The organism is Shewanella sp. A32 (assembly GCF_029167175.1).
GTDB lineage: Bacteria > Pseudomonadota > Gammaproteobacteria > Enterobacterales > Shewanellaceae > Shewanella > Shewanella yunxiaonensis.
In genome coordinates this window covers 59912-79039 of the sequence record NZ_JARFTS010000003.1, presented here as the reverse complement: position 1 = coordinate 79039, position 19128 = coordinate 59912, and the positions used below count along the sequence as shown (strand labels likewise).

19 protein-coding genes are annotated in these 19128 nt (G+C 50.4%); 8 read left to right on the top strand and 11 right to left on the bottom strand.

Annotated features, from left to right (window positions below; translation table 11 throughout):
* Window positions 1-76: 76 nt before the first annotated feature.
* Window positions 77-1333 carry an L-methionine/branched-chain amino acid transporter gene (gene yjeH / locus PY479_RS03655; RefSeq protein ID WP_275483002.1) on the top strand — a complete coding sequence of 419 codons (1257 nt, stop codon included), beginning with the start codon at window positions 77-79 and terminating at the stop codon, window positions 1331-1333.
* Window positions 1334-1447: 114 nt separating this feature from the next.
* Here yjeH and PY479_RS03650 read toward each other — a convergent pair whose 3' ends face one another.
* On the bottom strand, window positions 1448-1903 hold the full coding sequence (locus tag PY479_RS03650; RefSeq protein ID WP_212594787.1) for a TerB family tellurite resistance protein: 456 nt from the start codon (window positions 1901-1903) through the stop codon (window positions 1448-1450).
* 62 nt (window positions 1904-1965) lie between these two features.
* Complete coding sequence (locus tag PY479_RS03645; protein WP_275482915.1) at window positions 1966-2502, bottom strand: DUF2780 domain-containing protein; 537 nt, start codon at window positions 2500-2502, stop codon at window positions 1966-1968.
* Between the two features lie 180 nt (window positions 2503-2682).
* On the opposite strand from PY479_RS03645, the gene PY479_RS03640 reads away from it, so the two are divergent.
* Window positions 2683-3384 (top strand): hypothetical protein, encoded by a 702-nt coding sequence (locus tag PY479_RS03640; RefSeq protein ID WP_275482914.1) that lies wholly within the window; start codon window positions 2683-2685, stop codon window positions 3382-3384.
* Between the two features lie 15 nt (window positions 3385-3399).
* Window positions 3400-4812 (top strand): DUF4145 domain-containing protein, encoded by a 1413-nt coding sequence (locus tag PY479_RS03635; RefSeq protein ID WP_275482913.1) that lies wholly within the window; start codon window positions 3400-3402, stop codon window positions 4810-4812.
* On the opposite strand, the gene PY479_RS03630 is transcribed toward PY479_RS03635, so the two are convergent.
* Both PY479_RS03630 and PY479_RS03625 read right to left on the bottom strand, forming a co-directional pair.
* Window positions 4803-5105 carry a hypothetical protein gene (locus PY479_RS03630; RefSeq protein WP_212594784.1) on the bottom strand — a complete coding sequence of 101 codons (303 nt, stop codon included), beginning with the start codon at window positions 5103-5105 and terminating at the stop codon, window positions 4803-4805. The two genes, PY479_RS03635 and PY479_RS03630, sit on opposite strands and share 10 nt — an antisense overlap.
* A 406-nt stretch (window positions 5106-5511) precedes the next feature.
* On the bottom strand, window positions 5512-7620 hold the full coding sequence (locus PY479_RS03625) for an EAL domain-containing protein (RefSeq protein WP_275482912.1): 2109 nt from the start codon (window positions 7618-7620) through the stop codon (window positions 5512-5514).
* A 202-nt stretch (window positions 7621-7822) separates the two neighbouring features.
* Between PY479_RS03625 and PY479_RS03620 the strand changes: the two genes are divergently transcribed.
* The 3 genes from PY479_RS03620 to PY479_RS03610 all read left to right on the top strand — a co-directional run bounded on the left by PY479_RS03620 (window position 7823) and on the right by PY479_RS03610 (window position 11091).
* Window positions 7823-8188, top strand: coding sequence for a hypothetical protein (locus PY479_RS03620; RefSeq protein ID WP_275482911.1), 366 nt, complete (start codon window positions 7823-7825; stop codon window positions 8186-8188).
* Between the two features lie 120 nt (window positions 8189-8308).
* Window positions 8309-9637 (top strand): pitrilysin family protein, encoded by a 1329-nt coding sequence (locus tag PY479_RS03615; protein ID WP_275482910.1) that lies wholly within the window; start codon window positions 8309-8311, stop codon window positions 9635-9637.
* Window positions 9634-11091: a pitrilysin family protein gene (locus PY479_RS03610; protein WP_275482909.1), complete on the top strand. Its 1458-nt coding sequence runs from the start codon at window positions 9634-9636 to the stop codon at window positions 11089-11091. The genes PY479_RS03615 and PY479_RS03610 overlap by 4 nt, the downstream gene beginning before the upstream one ends.
* A 56-nt stretch (window positions 11092-11147) precedes the next feature.
* Here the strand turns inward: PY479_RS03610 and cowN are convergent, their stop codons facing one another.
* The 6 genes from cowN to PY479_RS03580 form a co-directional block, all read right to left on the bottom strand.
* Window positions 11148-11441 carry a N(2)-fixation sustaining protein CowN gene (gene cowN, locus PY479_RS03605; protein ID WP_275482908.1) on the bottom strand — a complete coding sequence of 98 codons (294 nt, stop codon included), beginning with the start codon at window positions 11439-11441 and terminating at the stop codon, window positions 11148-11150.
* Between the two features lie 77 nt (window positions 11442-11518).
* Window positions 11519-12154 carry a Crp/Fnr family transcriptional regulator gene (locus PY479_RS03600; protein WP_275482907.1) on the bottom strand — a complete coding sequence of 212 codons (636 nt, stop codon included), beginning with the start codon at window positions 12152-12154 and terminating at the stop codon, window positions 11519-11521.
* Window positions 12155-12307: 153 nt separating this feature from the next.
* Window positions 12308-13315, bottom strand: a complete 1008-nt coding sequence (locus PY479_RS03595) for a hypothetical protein (RefSeq protein WP_275482906.1) — start codon at window positions 13313-13315, stop codon at window positions 12308-12310.
* Between the two features lie 68 nt (window positions 13316-13383).
* Window positions 13384-13848 carry a tRNA (cytidine(34)-2'-O)-methyltransferase gene (locus tag PY479_RS03590; RefSeq protein ID WP_212594777.1) on the bottom strand — a complete coding sequence of 155 codons (465 nt, stop codon included), beginning with the start codon at window positions 13846-13848 and terminating at the stop codon, window positions 13384-13386.
* A gap of 73 nt (window positions 13849-13921) precedes the next feature.
* Entirely contained in the window at window positions 13922-15409 is a 1488-nt protein-coding gene (locus PY479_RS03585; RefSeq protein WP_212594776.1) for an ATP-binding protein, read from the bottom strand.
* Entirely contained in the window at window positions 15409-16095 is a 687-nt protein-coding gene (locus PY479_RS03580) for a response regulator (protein ID WP_212594775.1), read from the bottom strand. Before PY479_RS03580 ends, PY479_RS03585 begins: the two co-directional genes overlap by 1 nt.
* Window positions 16096-16319: 224 nt before the next feature.
* On the opposite strand from PY479_RS03580, the gene PY479_RS03575 reads away from it, so the two are divergent.
* Window positions 16320-16919 carry a Spy/CpxP family protein refolding chaperone gene (locus tag PY479_RS03575; RefSeq protein WP_275482905.1) on the top strand — a complete coding sequence of 200 codons (600 nt, stop codon included), beginning with the start codon at window positions 16320-16322 and terminating at the stop codon, window positions 16917-16919.
* Window positions 16920-16967: 48 nt separating this feature from the next.
* Window positions 16968-17879 (top strand): cation diffusion facilitator family transporter, encoded by a 912-nt coding sequence (locus PY479_RS03570; protein WP_212594773.1) that lies wholly within the window; start codon window positions 16968-16970, stop codon window positions 17877-17879.
* A 118-nt stretch (window positions 17880-17997) separates the two neighbouring features.
* Here PY479_RS03570 and PY479_RS03565 read toward each other — a convergent pair whose 3' ends face one another.
* On the bottom strand, window positions 17998-19128 hold the full coding sequence (locus PY479_RS03565) for an ABC transporter permease (protein ID WP_275482904.1): 1131 nt from the start codon (window positions 19126-19128) through the stop codon (window positions 17998-18000).

Sequence of the window (19128 nt, the reverse complement as noted above, 5' to 3'; positions counted from 1 at the left end):
TTGTGGTGCATTGGCACAGATTGTTTGTGATGAAATCACTATACTGCTGGTATACCCACAGGCATTAATTTATCAGATGAATTCGACTTCAGGAACTATAGGACGCTGGCAAGGGGCGGGGCTGATGGCAACGACTTTGCTGGGGACTGGCGTGTTTATTCTGCCGCAAATGACCGTCAAAATGGCGGGACATGGTGCGCTGCTGGCTTGGGCGTTACTGACGCTGGCAATCATTCCTATCACGGTGGTTTTTGCTCAATTGGGCGCACAGTTTCCGCATGCGGCCGGTCCCGCGTTTTTTGTGGAAAAAGCGTTTGGCCGGCTATTAGGTCGCGCAGTGGGCTTGAGCTTTTTGCTGATTGTGCCCATTGGTGCCCCCGCAGCGATTATGATGACCTTCCAATTCTTTCAGGCGATGGTGCCCATCACCGGGTGGGGGCAGCTCGCGTGTGAGCTGATGGTGTTGTTAGTGTTATTGGGGCTGAACCTGCGAGGCATTCAGGTATCGGCTAAAGCACAGTTCACGCTGACACTTTGCATCGTCGTCGTCGTGGTGCTGATGTTTGGCAGCGGCGTCGGTCATGCCGCCCAATTCCAGCGGCCGGAAGCGGCACAGAATACCAACGGTGTACTGCAAGCCATGGGAATCGCGTTCTGGAGCTTTTTGGGGGTTGAGGCCATGACGCATCTCACTGCTGATTTTCGTAATCCTGCGAAAGACTTTATCCCGGCGATGATGATCGGCACCTTACTGGTGGGGACCATATATTTGGCCTGTACCTGGTTGTTGTTACTGGTGCAATCTGATGCGCCATTAGCGATGATGGGGGCGTTCGACACCTTGTTTGGCGGGCATGGCGTCCAAGTGATTGGTGTCCTTGGGATCGCCAGTGGTTTAGCCACTACCAATGTCTATGCCGCAAGTGTGGCGCGCTTACTCAGCAGTTTCAGTGAGCAGGGCATTACTCCCCGCTGGTTTGCCCCTCGTAATCAGTTTCAGGTTCCGGTGCGTGCGCTGGTTATGATGCTATCGTTGATGGCGCTGGTGTTGCTGGCGAATTTCCTGACTGATACCCGTCTGGATCAGCTAATCTCTTGGGCAAATGGTGTGTTTGTGATCATCTACTTGCTGTCAATGTTGGCGGCGGTGAGATTACTGAGCAAACGCTATCGGCCATGGGCAGTGCTCAGCGCGGTGATGTGTTTGATACTTGGTGTGGCATTGGCGAGTGCGATGTTTTACGCCATGGTGCTGATGCTGGTGTTGCTGCCATTGTTGTGGCTGCAGCTGAAGTTGCGTCGGCCAACCCTGCCGCCGATGGCTGCTTCCTGAGTGGTTCAAAACTCATCCAGGCTCTGCTAGTGGTGATGTATGAATATTAAGGATTGGAATGGCGGCAATAGTCGCCTCCATATCTGAGAAAATCGTTATCACACCGTTAGAGGACTAGTGCCCCGGGTTTTCAATCGCGCGATTTCGTAACTGGATCAGCTCCGAGTGTTTCAGATACAACAGATCAGCACTGCGGCGGATGATCTGGTCTTCATAACGACACAGTTCGCCATCAGCATAGGCAAGTTGCCACATCGATAGGACTAACTGCTGCTTTTGCTCCAAGCTGAAATTTTCGTTGATGATTGAGGTAAACTGAAACAGTGAGGTCGCGTTATTGCGGTTGCGTTTAGCCTCTTCCAATAGCGTACTGCAATCGGTGGCGCTGATCCCCAGATTCTGCTCTAGCACCTCTGGCAATAAGCGCGCCTCGGCGCCATCCAGTTTTTCATCGGCATATACCACTTCCAACAACATGCAGGCGGCGGCCAGATTGATACTGTGCGCTTGTTGTTGCGGATCAGGGATATCCTGAAACTCTTTCAGAAACTGTTTTAGTTTGGCGATCATTCTGTTACTTCCATACTTGCTACCGGTAACTCATTAGAATGAACTGAGGCGCGTGAGTTCCCTTACAACAATGACCCCAGTCCTTGTGTCAGCAGTGATGCAGTGCTATCACCACCACTACTCTGCAGATAATTTTTCAGAATTTCTGCCATTGGTGCGACCAAATCCTTGGAAATGCCCAACTTCGAAAATGCATCATAAACCATCGCACTTCCTTGCAGGGAAGTCCCAAGACTCCCGGCTTTTGATAACAAACCGGTCATCCCTGAACTGCTATCTGTGGTTGGCACGGCAGACATCAAGCTACTGGCATTGGGGATCGCGTCAGTGATCTGCGAGAACTGCGACGTCCCCAGATTGGACTGCGCCAATGTCAGCAAACTGCCGAGACCACCTTCGGCCTGGGTTTGATTAAGGTTAAGTTGCGACATGACGCTGTCTACCAGACCGGTGCTTTGGGTGGCAGTGGTAGTGGTTGGCGTAGTGGTGGCGGTGGTGGCAACGGCTTGCTGTGCCTGAGTTTTCAGATTATCCAGCAGACCTGCATGTACCGGCAGTGCGAGCACCAATGCCGTCGCAGCTAAAAGAGGGCCTTTCATAAATGATTCCTTGATTACGTGACAATGGTAATTATTCTAAGCACATCGTTGCCGTTGATGCACGGCTTTTCGGTCCTTAAAAGCCGCAGCAAGCGCCATTTCTGCGGTGCATTAGCCACCAATTTTCGGTATCCTACGCTCACAATCTCCCTTTATTACTGTCGCTGTTGAGAACGTTACATGCCTTTTTCAGCCATTCTTTCTGAAGCGTTTTATTTTTTCCGTAATCATCTGTTGCAGTTGGCCGCATTGACGTTGCCGATACTGATGGTGCAAGTAGGCATTCAGTTATGGTTGGGCGCGGAGTTTGCGGCGATGGATCCCAAAGCGCCGCAAATTGGCGTACCGCACATTCTGGCAACCTTGTTACTGTTTTTAGTCTTTTCGTTGTTAATCGCGTCATTAACGCTGTTTATGGAACTGCGCACCGAAGGCTATCAGCCGAGTGTTTTTGCAGTGTTGAAAAATAGTCTGCCATTTTTGCCGTGGTTGATGGTAGCTGGTGTGTTTTCCGGTATGGCCATCGCCGCGCCGGTGGTGTTGCTTTCAGCGTTAGGCCCTCTCGGTGTTATTGGTCTGGGCATCAGTTTGTATCTGTTTGCCCGCCTGTCTTATGTCAATTTTATGGTGGTGGTGGAGCGACTGTCACCATTGCAGGCAATTAAGGCCAGTTTTGTTTTTAGCCAAGGGGTGACTGGCAGAACCTTACTGGTGCTGTTGCTATATTTTCCATTGGTGGTAGTAGGCAGCCTGATTTCGTCAACGGTAGAGCAAGCCCCGATGGTGTTGCGGCTGGTGGTGGAAAGTATCACCGGTTTTATCAGCCTCTATGTCAATGTGGCACTGTTCCGTCTGTACCGGGTCAGTCGTCAACCAGCCTAAATTACAGGAGCCAGAGTGAACGATATCGAGTTCGTCGCCGGTGTCTCGGAAACTCTGGCAGAAGAATACCGCAAGGCTAAACGGTATGTGGATGAGGTCCCAACCCAGTCGTTGTTACATGTCCGCAGTTTTGCGCATCGCCTGACGACGCTATTGGCGGCGCAGGCGCAGGTGACTTTTGAGGGCCCCAATCTTTATGACCATATTGAACAGCTGAACCAGCAGCGGCTGATAGATGTGCGAATAACCCGCGCGTTGCACCGCATCCGGGCGGATGGTAACCGCGGTGCCCACCCTGAAAAATATCACCTGGAACAAGCGCAGCTGCAACAGCTGGCACGCAAGGCTATTCGTGATTTATTAAAGCTGGTGGAATTAGTCTATCCATTGCTACGACGCCAGGATGCGCCGGCTTATCAGTTTGATGAGTTTGATGCCATGGGCGGGCGTGAACTGTGTTTCCGCGCGGTCATGGAGGATGACAGCGAAGCGCAGTATTTACTGGGAATGTCGTTTAAAAGTCAGGCATTAATGGCGCGGCAGCAGGAACAGGCATTACAGCCTGAGGAAAATGCGCCCAAACAGCAGGCAACCCCCTATCTTGCCAAGGCGGCTTACTGGTTTTCGCAGGCGGCAGCACACGATTCTCGGGCTAAGTTTGAACATGGTGTTGCCTTGTTACATGGTTATGTGGGCGCAGCGGATGTTGTGGCCGGACAACAGCTGATTCGAGACGCTGCAGAAGCCGGTGTTGTCGATGCCATGGCGCTGCTGGGATATTTCTATTTAGTGGGCAGTGGTGATATCACGGCGGATATCGCGCAGGCCGAAAAATACCTGACGGCGGCTGCGGCACAGGAACACGCTGAAGCGATGGCAAATCTTGGCGTGCTTTACTATCAGCAGGGTGATTTAGCCGCGGCGTATCACAACATTGCTCAGGCCGCAAAAAGTGGCTATCCCCATGCGCAATACCATTTGTCGTTGATGCTGGCGCGCGGTGAAGGTTGTCAGCAGGATCTGAGTGCCAGTGAACAATGGCTGGCTGAAGCGGCGGAACAAGGGCAGTTAGATGCCATGCTCGCTAGGGCTCAACATATGCTGAATCAGGAACAGGCGTTTGGCAGTGATATGTCTCAAGCAGAAAGCTACTTAAGACAAGTTATTCGTTATGGTCACAGCGTGCCCGCGATGATCGAACTGGCGATTGCGCTGACGGACGGCAGTCTTGGTCGGATTGATGTTGTGGAAGCCGCCGCTTGGCTGAAATTAGCGCGTGGTCGAGCGAATGAGCATGAACAACAAGTGCTGCAGCCGTTGTGGCAATCTCTGGCACAACAAGTCGCGCGGGTGTTGGCGCTGAGTAAAGATAAAGCGGAACAACGTTCACTGCGGCGCGCGCAAGAGCTATTAGCCGATCAATCCTGATGTTCTAACACTCGGCCTTTGGGCTGCCAAGCGACGGTACTATCACGGCTAACATGGGGATCACAGTCGTAGATATCGCGTTTATTTCCATGAAATCGTGACTGCTGCATTTTTGCAAATTGGCGTTTTAGGTATTGCCGGCCAAACAAACTCAGCGCAAACAGTAGCGCCGCACCGAGCAGTAATAACACCGGCAATATTACCAGCGTCAGACAAAATACCAACACACTCAATAGGGTGCCGATGATGGCGCTGATGGTAGGTTTCTGCTGCCAGTAAAAAGGACGGAACATGGCGACTCCTGCAATATCAGTTGCCGGCTCAAGCGGGCCGCGGCGACCAATAACGTGTGGTAATGATTTAGATAACCTCCGGGATTATGTCCAGCAACATCTTAAGGGCGGCTTAAAATGTGTGGACGATTTCTGCTTTTTTGAAGTGACAACGCTTAAAAGTTCAGCGATGTAATCCCGCGGCTGTGTAGAGATTCGTCAAACAGTTGGCTGCCGCTAAGAAAAACCACTGAAATCCCACCTCGATCACGGCTTTTCAACGGCCAGAACTTTCTAATTAGCGGGCACCACAACGAGATCTGGTGTGTCAGAGCTGCCAGCACATTGCTTTGCAGGGGAGCTGTGCAGGAATTTCCTGAAGCTGGCAGCTTTCTGTCTCCCCCTGACTTGTCGCAACAAATTGAGATTAGGCGATATGCTTTTGGAAATGCGCCAAGGCAAACTGTTGTGGGTGCAGCGGATAGCCAAAGAAGAATCCCTGAGCTTTACCCTCGCCCATGCCTTGTAAGGCAACTTTCTGCTGTTCAGTTTCAATCCCTTCGACGACATAAGACAGTTCTAGCGCCTGACTGAGCTGCACAATGGCATGACACAGTTTGCGCCCGCGAAGGTTTTCCAGTTGACCGGCAAATTCTTTATCGATTTTCAGACCATCAATTGGCATGTTACCCAGGCGGCTCAACGAGGAGAAACCGGTGCCAAAGTCGTCAATGGTTACCTTCAAGCCCATATTGTGCAGTTTTTCCAAGGTTTTCCGGGCCTGTTGCGGATAGTTCAACAGTGCCGATTCAGTGATCTCCAGTGCCAGCGCTTGCGGCGGTAATCCGGAATTTTTCAGTGTCATTTTGACTTGTTTGACAAAGTCCAGATGCTCCAGCTGCATCGGTGACACATTCACTGAAATGGTGAACTCGGGGTAATCCATTTTGCGCCAATGCGCCGCTTGTTGGCAGGCTTGTTCCAGCACCCAGTTACCCACAGTGACAATCAGACCGGTTTCTTCCAGCAATGGCACAAAATCCGCGGCTTCAAGTAACTCGTGCGATGTCTTCTGCCAGCGTAACAGTGCTTCTGCACCCTGTAGCTGATTATCTTTCAGTTGCACAATGGGCTGATAATAAATACTGAACTGCCCCAGGCTCATGGCATGGCGCAGATCATTAAGCAGCTTCAGGCGGTGCTCAGCGGCATCACTCATGCTCTTGTCATAAAACATGATGTGATCGCTACTGCGTTTGGCACAGTACATCGCGGTGTCAGCCTGACTCAGAAGTTGCGAAGCGGTGAGGGTGTCACCCTCAAACAGGCTGATACCAATACTGGTACCCAGATAGAATTTCTGGCCTTCAAGTTCGAACGGCGTATCAAACAGCTTCGCTATCTGTTCGGCAAACCAACGTATCTCCTGCCGATTCTGGCATTCCGTCAGGATCAGGGTGAATTCATCGCCGCCCATCCGCGCGATATCGGCCATCTCAATGCAACAGGCCTCTAAGCGGGCGGCGACCAGTTGCAAAATGCGATCTCCCATCGAATGACCAAAGCAATCATTTACATGCTTAAAGCCATTAAGATCAAGGAACATCAATGCACATAAACGTTCAGGATCCGCACGTTTATGATTGTATTCCAACGCCTCATTCAGCAGCTTCTTCATATGCCGGCGATTTGGCAGGCCAGTCAGTACATCGTACATGGCCTGTTCAGTCAGACGGCTTTCGAGGCGTTTTCGATCACTGATATCACTGAAAATGGTCACCATATAAGGCTTTCCATCGGCCATGATACGGCGACTGCTCTGCCATGCTGGGAATTGCTGACCATCGGCTTTCAGCTTAAACATTTCGCCCTGCCAAAAATCACGTTCTTGCAAGGCGGTGGCACATTCTTGCTGATGAATATCGTCGGCGACTTCCAGCACCCTTAATGATTTGCCCAGCAATTGCCCTGAGCTATAGCCCGATAAACGGCATAAGGCTTTGTTAACAGCCAGCACGATATTTTGGCTGTCAGTAATCGCGACAGCTTCCGCGCTTTCTTCGAGAATGCCAGACAGCACGCTGCGAGGTATGGCGGCAAACTCATCGTTGCGGCTTTGTCGTGGTTGACTGCGACGGTCGAGATGCTGAAAACGTACCAGCACCATCGACTCACCCTCTGAGTGCACGGGGTATAGATAAAGTCGGGTGGGTAATTCCTTGCCATCGCGACTCAGGTGCAACCATTCCTGCATTTGTGGCTTGTCACCAGCCATTTCAAACAGGCGTCTGGCTTGTTCGATACTGCTTTGACCATTCAGCTGTAATCTTGGGGCAAAGTCGTATAATGCTGCCCCGAGGATTTCGGTACGAACACAGGAAAAATAATCCAGCGCCGCTTGGTTTGCGGCGACGATGACGGCCTTTTGGAATAGCGCGAGCGGCGTGTCGTGTGGTTGTTTTTGCCAGATTTTCAACTGTGGCAACAACGAGGCATCCGTTTGCAGTTGCGCCAATTTTCTTGTCCAATCGATCATCCGCGATGCTCCACTTTTGTCCCTTGATAAAGGGGACATCCGATATGCCGCTTGTCTATTTTCTGGGTAGCAAAAAATAAACAGTTTCAGCTCATTCCACAATCAAATTTTTGATTTATTGCAAAAAAGATCATTATTAATCATTTAATAACAGAAATGTGTGATTATGATGGTGAGATGTGAACTTGTTCGGAGATTAAGCATGAAAAAAAGAATGCCGGTACTGCTATTGGCAATGATTGCGCCGTTACAAGCAGCAGAATTAAGTCAGGTCGGCGCCAAAGTTGCAGAAAAGGCCGATAAGATTCAGCAACAGACAGAATCGATAGAGTTACAGAAGGCTCGTGCCGCCGCCGCAGAAACCTCTGCGCGCGAGCAGGCAGTTTTGTCTCAGCAGCAGAAGGAGCCTTGGGAACAGATAGAACGTGCGAAGGCGCAGCAACAGTTTAGTGAGCGTGGGCAGCGGGAAGCTAAATATCTGCAAGAAGCCAAGGAGGCGGCGGCCAAGGAACATAAGATGGATACCCCCAAGATGAAGCTGATCAAACAGAAATCCGTGGAGGACTGAACTGTGAATGGCTATTTACACGCTTGTTTACAAAATGTACTGTTCTGAAACAGCTGTTTACTTGCGTTGCTGATGTTGTGCCGACAACATACCTGAGAATGTTTACCTCAGGAGCACACCATGAAGCGTCAGCTCACCGCTATGTTGTTGTCACTGGGCCTGTTGGGCACGGCCACAGCACAAGCGACCACCGCCAAGGATATTCAGAGTTTTACTCTGCCTAATGGCATGAAAATCATGGTGTTGGAGGATTCCTCAATCCCCAATGCCAATATGTATCTGTTCTGGAAAGTCGGGTCGCGTAATGAGCGTCCCGGTATTACCGGCATTTCCCATTTCTTTGAACATATGATGTTCAATGGTTCCAAGCTTTATGGTCCCAAGCTGTTCGATCGCACCATGGAAGCCGCCGGTGGTGCTAACAATGCCTATACCACTGAAAATGTTACTGTTTATACCGACTGGTTCCCATCAAATGCGTTAGAAACCATCTTTAAGCTGGAAGCGGACCGCATCGCTAATTTGGATATCGATCCGAAAATGGTGGCTAGCGAACGTGGCGTAGTCGCTTCCGAGCGCACCACCGGATTGGAAAATTCTAATTGGCAGGCGCTGCAAGGCCCGCTCAAAGGCGTGGCATTTTTAGCGCACCCTTATAGCTGGCCTGTCATCGGGCATGAATCTGATATTGCCGCCTGGACTCAGCAGGATCTGGTGCAGTACCACAAAACCTATTATGCACCTAACAACGCAGTCGTCGTGATTGCAGGTGATGTCACGCTGGCCTCCGTCAAACAGCTGGCAAATGAGTATTTTGCGCCGATCCCCGCGCAACAGCCGCCAGCCGCGATAAAAACCGTTGAGCCACCACAACAAGGTGAGCGGCGGATTTTTGTGAAAAAGGCCTCCGTGAGTACTCCCAACATCATGCTGGCCTACCATGTGCCCGCCAGCAGTGACAAAGACTACTATGCGCTGGATTTATTGACGTCAATGCTCAGCGATGGCAACAGTTCCCGTCTTTATCGCGGACTCGTGGACCAACAGTTGGCCTTGGACGTGGAAACTTACATGCCGATGGCGTTTGATCCGAATCTGCTTTACGTGATGGCGGTGGCGGCCCCTGGTGTAACAGCAACGAAACTGGAGCAGGCACTGATCGAGCAGATGAATAATGTGGCCCGTCACGGTGTTAGCCAGCAGGAGCTCGATAAAGCAAGAAACCTCAAACTGATGGATTTTTATCGCACCATGGAAACCATCAACGGTAAAGCTAACACTATCGGCACCTATGAGCTGTTTTTCGGCAGTTATCAGAAACTGTTTGATGCCCCGGCAGCCTACAACCAGGTGGCATTGGCAGATATTCAACGGGTCGCGCAAACCTATCTCAGTCGGGCCAACCGTACTGTTGGGATCTTGGCAGCAACAGAGGACGCGGATAAATGATCAATAAATACGTCACAACACCGCTAACACTGTTAGCCGCGGCGACGCTGATATTGGCGGGGTGTCAGTCACTATCCCCGTCCACCACTGAGACGAAAACTTCCACAGTGACCGTGAGTCAGGATACTGGCAAGTTTGTGCTGCCTGCTTATGAGACCATCACTTTAGCTAACGGTCTGACCTTAATGTTGATGCCGCAACATGAGGTGCCACTGATCACGGTTAATGCAGTCGTTAGGGCCGGCAGTGTGGATGATAGTATTGGCGGCATTGCCAGTATGACCGCTGATTCGCTGCTATTGGGCGCTGGTTCCCGCAATAAACAGCAGTTAGAGCAACAAGTAGATTTCCTCGGGGCTAGCCTTAACACCCAGAGTAGTCGTGACGGCAGTTATCTCAGTGCTGATTTTATGGCGAAAGATATGGATACCATGCTGGGGCTGGTCGCAGATGTCATGTGCCATCCTCAGTTTGCGCCGCAAGAGTTCGCTAAACTCAAACAACGCAATATGGCAGCGCTGGAACAGGCAAAAGAGAGTCCAAAGTCAGTCATCAACCGTTATTTCAGTAAATTGGTTTTTGCCAATCATCCCTATGGTAATGCCACCTCCGGCGACCGTGATTCGCTGGCAAAGTTGACCCTCTCCGATGTGAAAGCGTTTTATCAGCAGTTTTATCAACCAGGAAACATCGCAATCAGTGTTGTAGGCGACTTTGAGCCGTCACCGATGAAAGCCAAACTGCAACAACTGTTTGGTGCGTGGCCGGGGCATACGTTAGCACCTCAGCCAGACTTGGCGAAGGGCTTACCAACGCTGACCCAGTCACGAGTCTTACTGGTGGATAAGCCCGATGCGATAGAAACAACTTTTCTCATCGGTGGTAGGGGCATTGCCCGCGACAACCCGGATTATGTCGGTCTGTCGGTGGTAAACACCATTCTAGGCGGGCGCTTCACCTCCTGGCTGAATGATGAACTGCGAGTGAATTCCGGGCTGACCTATGGTGCCCGTTCTGGCTTTGTGAGTTTTCGCGATGCCGGTCTGTTTGAAATCAGCACCTTTACCAAAGTCGCTTCCACTGAGCAGGCAATTGATCTGGCATTGAAGACTTACCAACGCTTGTGGGAACCGGGGATTGATGATACGACGTTGGCCTCTGCCAAGGCCTATGTGAAAGGGCAGTTCCCACCACGGTATGAGACAAATGGCGACTTGGCTGGTTTGCTCTCCGATATGTACATCTATGGCTTTGATGCGTCCTATATCAATGCATTTCAAGCACGCGTAGATAGTCTGACAGTGGCTGATACCAAACGGCTGATTGACCGTTATTTCCCTAAAGACAAGCTGCAGTTTGTGCTGATTGGTAATGCGGCGAAGATAGCGCCAATTGTGGCCAAGTATGGTCCGGTTAAGCAGTTGGATATCAAAGCGGTGGGCTTTGGTGGCTGATTGATTAACGCATTAAAAATGCCGGCCATGTGTCGGCATTTTTATTTTTGCCCTCGTCAGAAAAAATCTCGTTCCATCGCATCGAGTTGTTGCTCGGCCTCGTCATCTTCCACCTCGTCCAGCAAGTCACGCAGATAATAGACATTGCTGTGTAATAGAAACAGTGCATCGGTTTGGGGGCCGTTACCGGCGCGCATATCCAACACTTTTTGGCGGAAATGCTGCCAGAGCGGATTATGGCTCTGGTCTTGTTCTATGTGCGCCAAAATACGACTCAACATTGCTTCGCCGATCGCCATGCGATCGCCTTTGACATTTTCAGACTGATAACGTTGGATAACGCCGGCCATAACAGTTCTCCCATCGTAAACTGGCATCAGTTTAACGAAGGCGCCCGAGGGTTGTCTGTCAGCCAGCTGACACCCTGTTACAGCGATGCGATTTGCAGCAATCGCTGGCGGTCGCATAACTGCAATTGGCCGCGCTGCAGCTTTTTGACAATGCCATCGCGTTGCAATTCTGAAAGTAATGTCGATAACGTTTGCCGCGAGGTACCAATCATCTGCGCCATCTGTTCGGTATTCAATTGTAGCTCCAACCGGACAGGGTCTGCGGTATTTGCGGGTGCCTGCCCCAGCAAAAAGCACGCTAAGCGGGCGCGCACGTCCCGAAACGCCAAGTTTTCAATGGTATCAATACAGCCGGAAAGTGTTTGTGAAAGTACACGGGTGACGGCGCCGTTTAACGCCGGATGTTTGCCGACCCGTGCTGAAAAGGTGCGCAGATCGCATAGCGCTACGCAACTGTCATCCAACGCATCCACAAATGCGCGCGTATGACTGCTATAAATATCGCCGGCTTGCAATAGGGTGAGCGTCAGCAACTTATCGCCATAGCTCAGGTAGACTCGCAGCCGACCGCGCTGCAGATAGAAGATTTGATCATTCGCATCCTGCGGGAAACTGAGAATTTCACCGGCGCGCAATTGGCGGCTCCGGCAATTATCAAACAGCTGTGTCAGCGTGGTGTGATCGAATGAGTCGTGCGGCGAATGTAACTTCATGAGTGGCTTCCATGATGACGTTCATAGAGGGCTGTCAGCAATTACAGTGCCACCGATAAAACAATATAAAACAATATAAAACAATAAATTAACTGCTGGCAATGGCGGCGGTTGTCTGTTTTCTCACAGTACCACCGTCATCTCTCAGACAAATCATGTCGCAGCGACAGGCAACACTTCGCACAGGTTCAGTTGTACGCCGTTATGTACCAGAAATAATGTGTCGTCCCAAAAGCTTAGGCTGGCTTGCCGTTTATTAATGTCTCCCAGATTTTGCAGCGGCGTGAGGCTAATCTGATGGCAACTGCTACTGTTGCCAACCGCGTAACAATCAAAATGACTTTTCCCTTTAGGCTGTAACCATAGCCAATGGTGATCTTCACTGAAACGGGCTTTGCCAGCAGGTAGTTGTTGCAGATTGGCTTGTAATAGTAGTTCGCGCCTTTGTCCGGCGCCTAACAGTTTAGACAGCGAGCCCAATAATGTATTAGGCAGCGCATATTGGTAAGGAATGAGGAGATTTGCTGCCGGGCTTTGCTGTTTACCGCTGAGTTGTGGACTGCAAAGACACCAGATGGTGTCATCACTAACCGCTAATGCGATTAGCTCAGGTGCGGCTTGGTGGAACTCGGCTAATTGCAGAATCTCGGCATCATTCATCTCTTTGTAGCGATTGACGATATGACTGTTGCCATCTTCATTGACAAACAGCCAGGAAATCGCGCGGCCACTGCGATTATTGGCACCACTCATTCGCAATAACAGTTGCCGTTCGTCGAGCGGCACTATCTGTAACGGGGTGAATTGATATTGTTGACCGTGAAGCTGCTGCTGCAACACTTCACTATTATGTAATGGATAAAATTCCGCTTCCTGTTCTGCAATACTTGGCCAAAACCATAAACCGCTTTTACCAAGTAACGCCAGCCCATCGCCCCAACGGCAAAATGTCTGGCTACCATCGTATTCAGCCAATGGCAGTGATAGCCGTAACTGTAAATCAGCGGCCTGGCGAAACTGTAACACGGGTTGACTGGACTGCTGATCCCACAACCTTAGCACGAGGATCTCGCGGTTGAAGAAGGCAACGGCCTCGCAGCTATAATCACCTGGGAAATTCAGTTGATGTTGGGTATGGATGCGGCTTTTTAGTTTGCCCATTCCGCTTATTCCTGAACAAGAAGCCTTGTAATCAGTACCTTACCAAAAAGCTGCAAGCCGGAGAAGCTTTAACGGGCTCCACCGTAATCTTGTTGGCGCCAGGCCTCATAACTGATAATGGCGACGGCATTCGACAGGTTCAGACTACGACTGCTGGCAACCATCGGAATACGAATGCGCTGCTCAGGTGGTAAGGATTCAATAATCGATAGTGGCAGCCCGCGCGTTTCCGGACCAAACAACAGTACATCGTCTGGCTGATAATGGGCTTCTGAATGGGGGCGACTCCCTTTAGTGGTACAGGCAAAAATGCGTTTACCGGCCATCGCTTGTTTAAAGGCATCGAAGTTGGGATAGCGTTGTACCGAGGTCAGATCTCGATAATCGAGTCCGGCACGACGCAGTTTCTTTTCTTCCAAGTCGAAGCCCAACGGTTCGATGAGATGTAGCTGACTGCCGTTATTGGCACACAAACGAATAATATTACCGGTATTAGGAGCGATTTCCGGTTCGTACAACGCAATATGAAACATGATAAAAGGTCGACTGCCTAAAGAACCCGGGGATTATAAAAGTAATTACCGGCGGTGACCACGCGAAGTTACCTCAGGCCGGTAACACCACCGTGACTTCTAAGCCACCCGTTTCGCGATTGCGGGCAGAAATTGAACCGTGGTGCGCCGAAATTGCCGCCTCAGTAATGGCTAGTCCCAGGCCCCAGCCACCCGTTTCACGTTCGCGCGCTGACTGCGGCCGGTAAAAGGGCTTAAAGATGGCTTGAAGTTCTTTTTCCTCAATACCCGGACCATCATCTGCCACCACGATAATCACCTCGTTTTTCTCGCGCCGGGCGCATAAGGTGATCTCTGACTCACTGTAACGAATGGCATTGCGCAACAGATTCTCAATAGCGCGGGATAGTGGCTTCGGATATTGCGGCAGTGTCAGTTCATCCGGGATCTTGATGATGATATTTTTGCCTTGTTGTGCGGCTTCAAATTCCGCATCGTCTAACACCTGACTCAATGATTCCGCGAGATCGACGTTAACCTTATTCTCTTGATGCGCCTTGAGTTTGGCGCGTGATAGCTCCAGCAGTTCGGCGATCATTTTTTCCAGCTGGTCAGCCTCATAAGCAATGCGTTCCGTTTCTTCTACGGCTAATCCTTTCTTGCGGGTTAACGCCAGTGCCAGTTGCAGTCGGGTGAGCGGGGTTCTCAACTCATGGGAGATATCGCTGATCAGTCGTTGCTGACTGTTCACCATTATCTCAATGGCATCCGCCATGCTGTTAAATGCGATACCTAGCTCACCGATTTCATCGTGTCGGCGCGAGGTGGCATCATCAACGCGGTTGGTCAGATCGCCATGGGCCAAGGCGATAGCACTGAGTTTCAGCGACTGCAGTGGCTTGCCAAGGTGCCATGCCAGCAAACCACAGAGGATACCGGACAACAAAATTGCCAGTGACAATGTCAGCAATTTATGGTCAATAAAAAAGAAAAACCAGGGAACCCGATGCGGTCCTGGCAGTCCGCCATACAGACGGTATTCGCTGTTGTTGACATGGATGTGCAACGGGCCAAAGAACATCTCATCACGAAAGCTGTAGGACTTTGGCTCTGGACTGTCGATAGCCGCAATCATCAACAAGTTGTTGCGAATATTTGGCGGCAGCTTAGGGTTGTTGACCAATTGTCCCTGCGCATCAAAGATAAACAGATGAAATGGCTGGTCTTCTCTGCGCGGATGGTCGGGGGCGCCAAGTTCTGGCCGATCATTCGGCTTTGGAAATTTCAGTTCCCGAATTATCGCTTTGTCTTCCGGGGTCTCTCCAAAATGTTCTGCTAAGTGATGGAGTTCCGGATCCGGCGAAACTAACACCTTTATGCCATTCAACAGCGCTGGATTGTTGCTAATCTTATCGGCCATCCGTTGCAGCACATTCAAGATAGGCGGCGGTACATCACTCGCTTCGTGATATTGCTGTAACAGCGGAATGGCGCCAACCGCCAAAATAATCAAACTGCTGCACAGCCAGAAGCCTAGCAACAGTTTGATAAAGAGACGGTTGGGTAAAAAAAATGCCGACATTAAGGGATCCAGATATAACCTTTGCCGCGAATTGTTTTTACCCGTGGACGTCCATCAGGCCGCTCGGGCAGTTTCTTTCGCAGATTCGACAGGTGCATATCCAGACTACGATCAAACGGCATCAGCTTCTTGCCTAGGACTCGTTCGCTTAATTCGTCTTTGCTGATCAGATCCCCGGCTTGCTGTGCTAAGGCGAACAGTAGCCCGAACTCTGTGCCGGTAAGCATCAGCAACTGGTCATTACAGTAGGCTTCCTGGCGGGTAGGATCTAACTTAATGTCGCCCATGCTGACTTCACTGCTTTGGTGCATCTCTTGCGGCGGTGTATTTGAGCGGCGGATAATCGCGCGGATCCTGGCGACCAATTCTCTATCATTAAATGGCTTAGGTAGGTAATCATCGGCACCACGTTCCAGGCCAATCACACGATCAATTTCATCGCCACGAGCAGTAAGCATTAACACCGGGGTTTGCTTTTTGGTGCGCAGTTCCTGCAACACTGCAAAGCCACCCAATTTGGGGAGCATGACGTCCAACAAGATAATATCGAAGTCTTCTGCCAGTGCTTTATTCAATCCCGTTTGGCCATCATATGCCATGGTCAGCTCAAAGCCTTCCAGCTCCAGCAGTTGCCCTAACAATTCCGCCAGGGCTAAATCATCATCTACCAATAAAATCCGGCTCATAGGATTTTTGTGCTCCCGCCATCAAACACTATACTGCTGTGCAGTATACCGATTTGTGAGTCAATTGTAGTCATCCAGTGTAAGCATAGGTAAAGAGCCGCCTATAATTGGGGTATTTGGGCTTTTTACAGTGATTTACCCTTCGTTTATCCACGATTACTATATAGTTTATAGAATATAAGGTGTCTGATATGGAAACACTTTGCAACCAGAGGGTCTGAGCAATGGTTAACAATTTCAAAACGGGTATGTTGGTGCTGGCGACAGTATCAGGTATCTGGGCGACCACCGCATTCGCCGCTGATACCGATAAAGCTAAAGATGCGCCTCCACCACCTGCTGCGCCAGCCTGCCAGTGTCCTAAGCATATGGGCATGGGGCCAGGTATGATGCAGGGTCAAGGTATGGGGCCTGGACCAGGCATGATGCAGGGGCCGGGTATGGGGCCTGGCATGCACGGTGGCTTCAGTCATGGTATGGGTGGCGGCTGGGATCATATGGGCTTTATGATGCTGCATCAGCTGGAGTTGACTGACGCCCAACAGACCGCAATCAAAAAGCTGTTTGACGCACAGCGCGATAGCATGAAAGCTGAGCGTAGCGCGCATCGCAAAGCCATGCAGGAATTGATGACGGCCACTAAATTTGATGAATCCAAGGCTAAGAAACTGATTGAACAGCAGCAACAGTTACGAACTGAGCGGCAGTTGCAACGGATGAAGTTGCATAATCAGATCTATAACCTGCTGACCGATGAGCAGAAAACTAAGCTCAAGAGTGAGATGGAAAAAATGCCGATGTGGAACGCAGACCAGGATGACTGAAATCTGTTAACATAGGTTCAACTTTTGTGAGTTGTTTGAGCCTGTTAGATGACACGAAGTTCTCATTATGCGTTTTGGGTCAAGTTAGCAAGCCGTGCTGCAATTGCCACGGCTTCAACGCTGATCGTCATTAAGTTACTGGCCTGGCTGTGGTCTGGTTCGGCCAGTATGCTAGCGTCTGTTACTGATTCTATCGCCGATGTAATGGCATCGGTGGTCAATTTTATCGCTATTCGCTACGCGCTGATCCCTGCTGATCATGACCACCGATATGGTCATGGTAAGGCGGAGCATCTGGCAACACTCGCGCAGTCAGCCTTTATCATGGGGAGTGCGTTCTTACTGCTATTACATGGTGGTGGCCGACTGACCGCTCCTGAACCACTGCAGCATGCCACCGTAGGTATTGTCGTTTCTGTTATCGCGATTGTGCTGACATTGGCGTTGGTTATCGTGCAGAAAAAAGCCTTGGATGCGACTGCCAGCAGTGTTGTGGAAGCGGATTCGCTGCACTATAAATCAGATCTATTTTTAAACGCTGCGGTGTTACTGGCATTGGTGCTGGCGCAGTATGGCTGGTGGTGGGCGGATGGCCTATTTGCCGTATTGATTGCACTGTACATCGGTCATCAGTCCTGGGGATTGGGTTACCGTTCGGTTCAAGCCTTGTTGGATCGGGAGCTTAACGAAGAAACTCGCCAGCAGATTACCGACATAGCTTGTCAGGACCAACGGGTCAAAGGGGTTCACGATTTACGTACTCGCCAGTCCGGACAAACGGTGTTTATTCAGCTACATCTGGAACTGGATGGCGCCTTGTCACTCCATGACGCACATGAAATCGCGGTAGCTGCAGAAAATCGTATTCTAGAGCAGTTCCCGAGTGCAGAAGTGATTATCCATCAAGATCCCGATGACGTAGTGGAAGAGCGCGCGGATCTGAGCGTAATCGATTTTTGAAGCAATAAAGGACGCTACGGCGTCCTTTACTTATTCGTGCGTTGACGCTTTTGGCTAAAGTCAGGGGATATTTACGTCATGGATCTTAGCAAGTCATGTCATCTTTGAGTCCGCTGCATCATTCCATCATACTGAGAGACTTTCGTAGTCTCACCAATGCGATATAGAACAATATGGCGCCAATGATGCTGATGATCAATATGTCTGGCCACAGCATGGCGAACCCGGCACCCCGATATAAAATAGCTTGTGACAAAGAAACAAAATAGGTTGTTGGTGCCAGTCGCATTACCCATTGCACGGGCGCTGCCATATTCTCAAACGGCGTCATGGCACCCGAAAGTATCTGCAAAGGCAGTAATACCAAGAACATCAATAATCCAAATTGTGGCATGGAGCGGGCAACCGAGCCCAAAAAAATACCCATAGCGGTGGCAGCAAAGACATTCAGGGCGACTATCGCAAAAAATAACAGCAGCGAGCCAGCGATGGGCACGCCCAATACCCCTTGAACCACCGCTATCAGTGAAAAGCCTGAAGCCAGCATGACGATTAACGCCATTGCCCAAACTTTACTCAGCATAATTTCCAATGGTGTCACCGGCATCACCAGCAGATGTTCAAGCGTACCGTGTTCCCGTTCTCGGATCAGCGCTGCTCCGGCCAGAATAATCGCCAGCATGGTGATGTTGCTGACCAGTTCCATCACCGAGGCAAACCAAACGCTGTTCAGTTCGGGATTAAAGCGGGCGTGCAGCACCAACTCCACTGGCATGATGCTATCGTGACGAAATCGTTGCCGATACTCCGTAACTTCTGCGGTGATAATCGCTTGGATATAGCCACTACCGGTAAAGGCCTGACTCATGCGGGTCGCATCCACATTCAATTGTACCGTCACGTTGTGCCCGGCTAACACATCGCGCTCAAAGCCTGTCGGAATATGTAAAGCGAATGTATCCATTCCTGCATCCATGCGTTGATCCATTTGCGCCAGCGTAATCGCGATTGGAGGCAAGAAATACGGTGGGTAGAAGGCGTCAATGAGTTGCCGGGAGAGTGGCGAGTTATCGTCATCCACCACGGCGATAGCCGCTTTGTTCAGTGTCTCCGGCATCGATTTGCCTTCGATATATACGGAAAAAGTGAAGGAAACAATGATCAGAAACAGCATGATGGGATCACGCAAAATACATCGCAGTTCTTTTACCCCTAAATGGAAGATATGACGGCCGCTTATCCTGTCCAT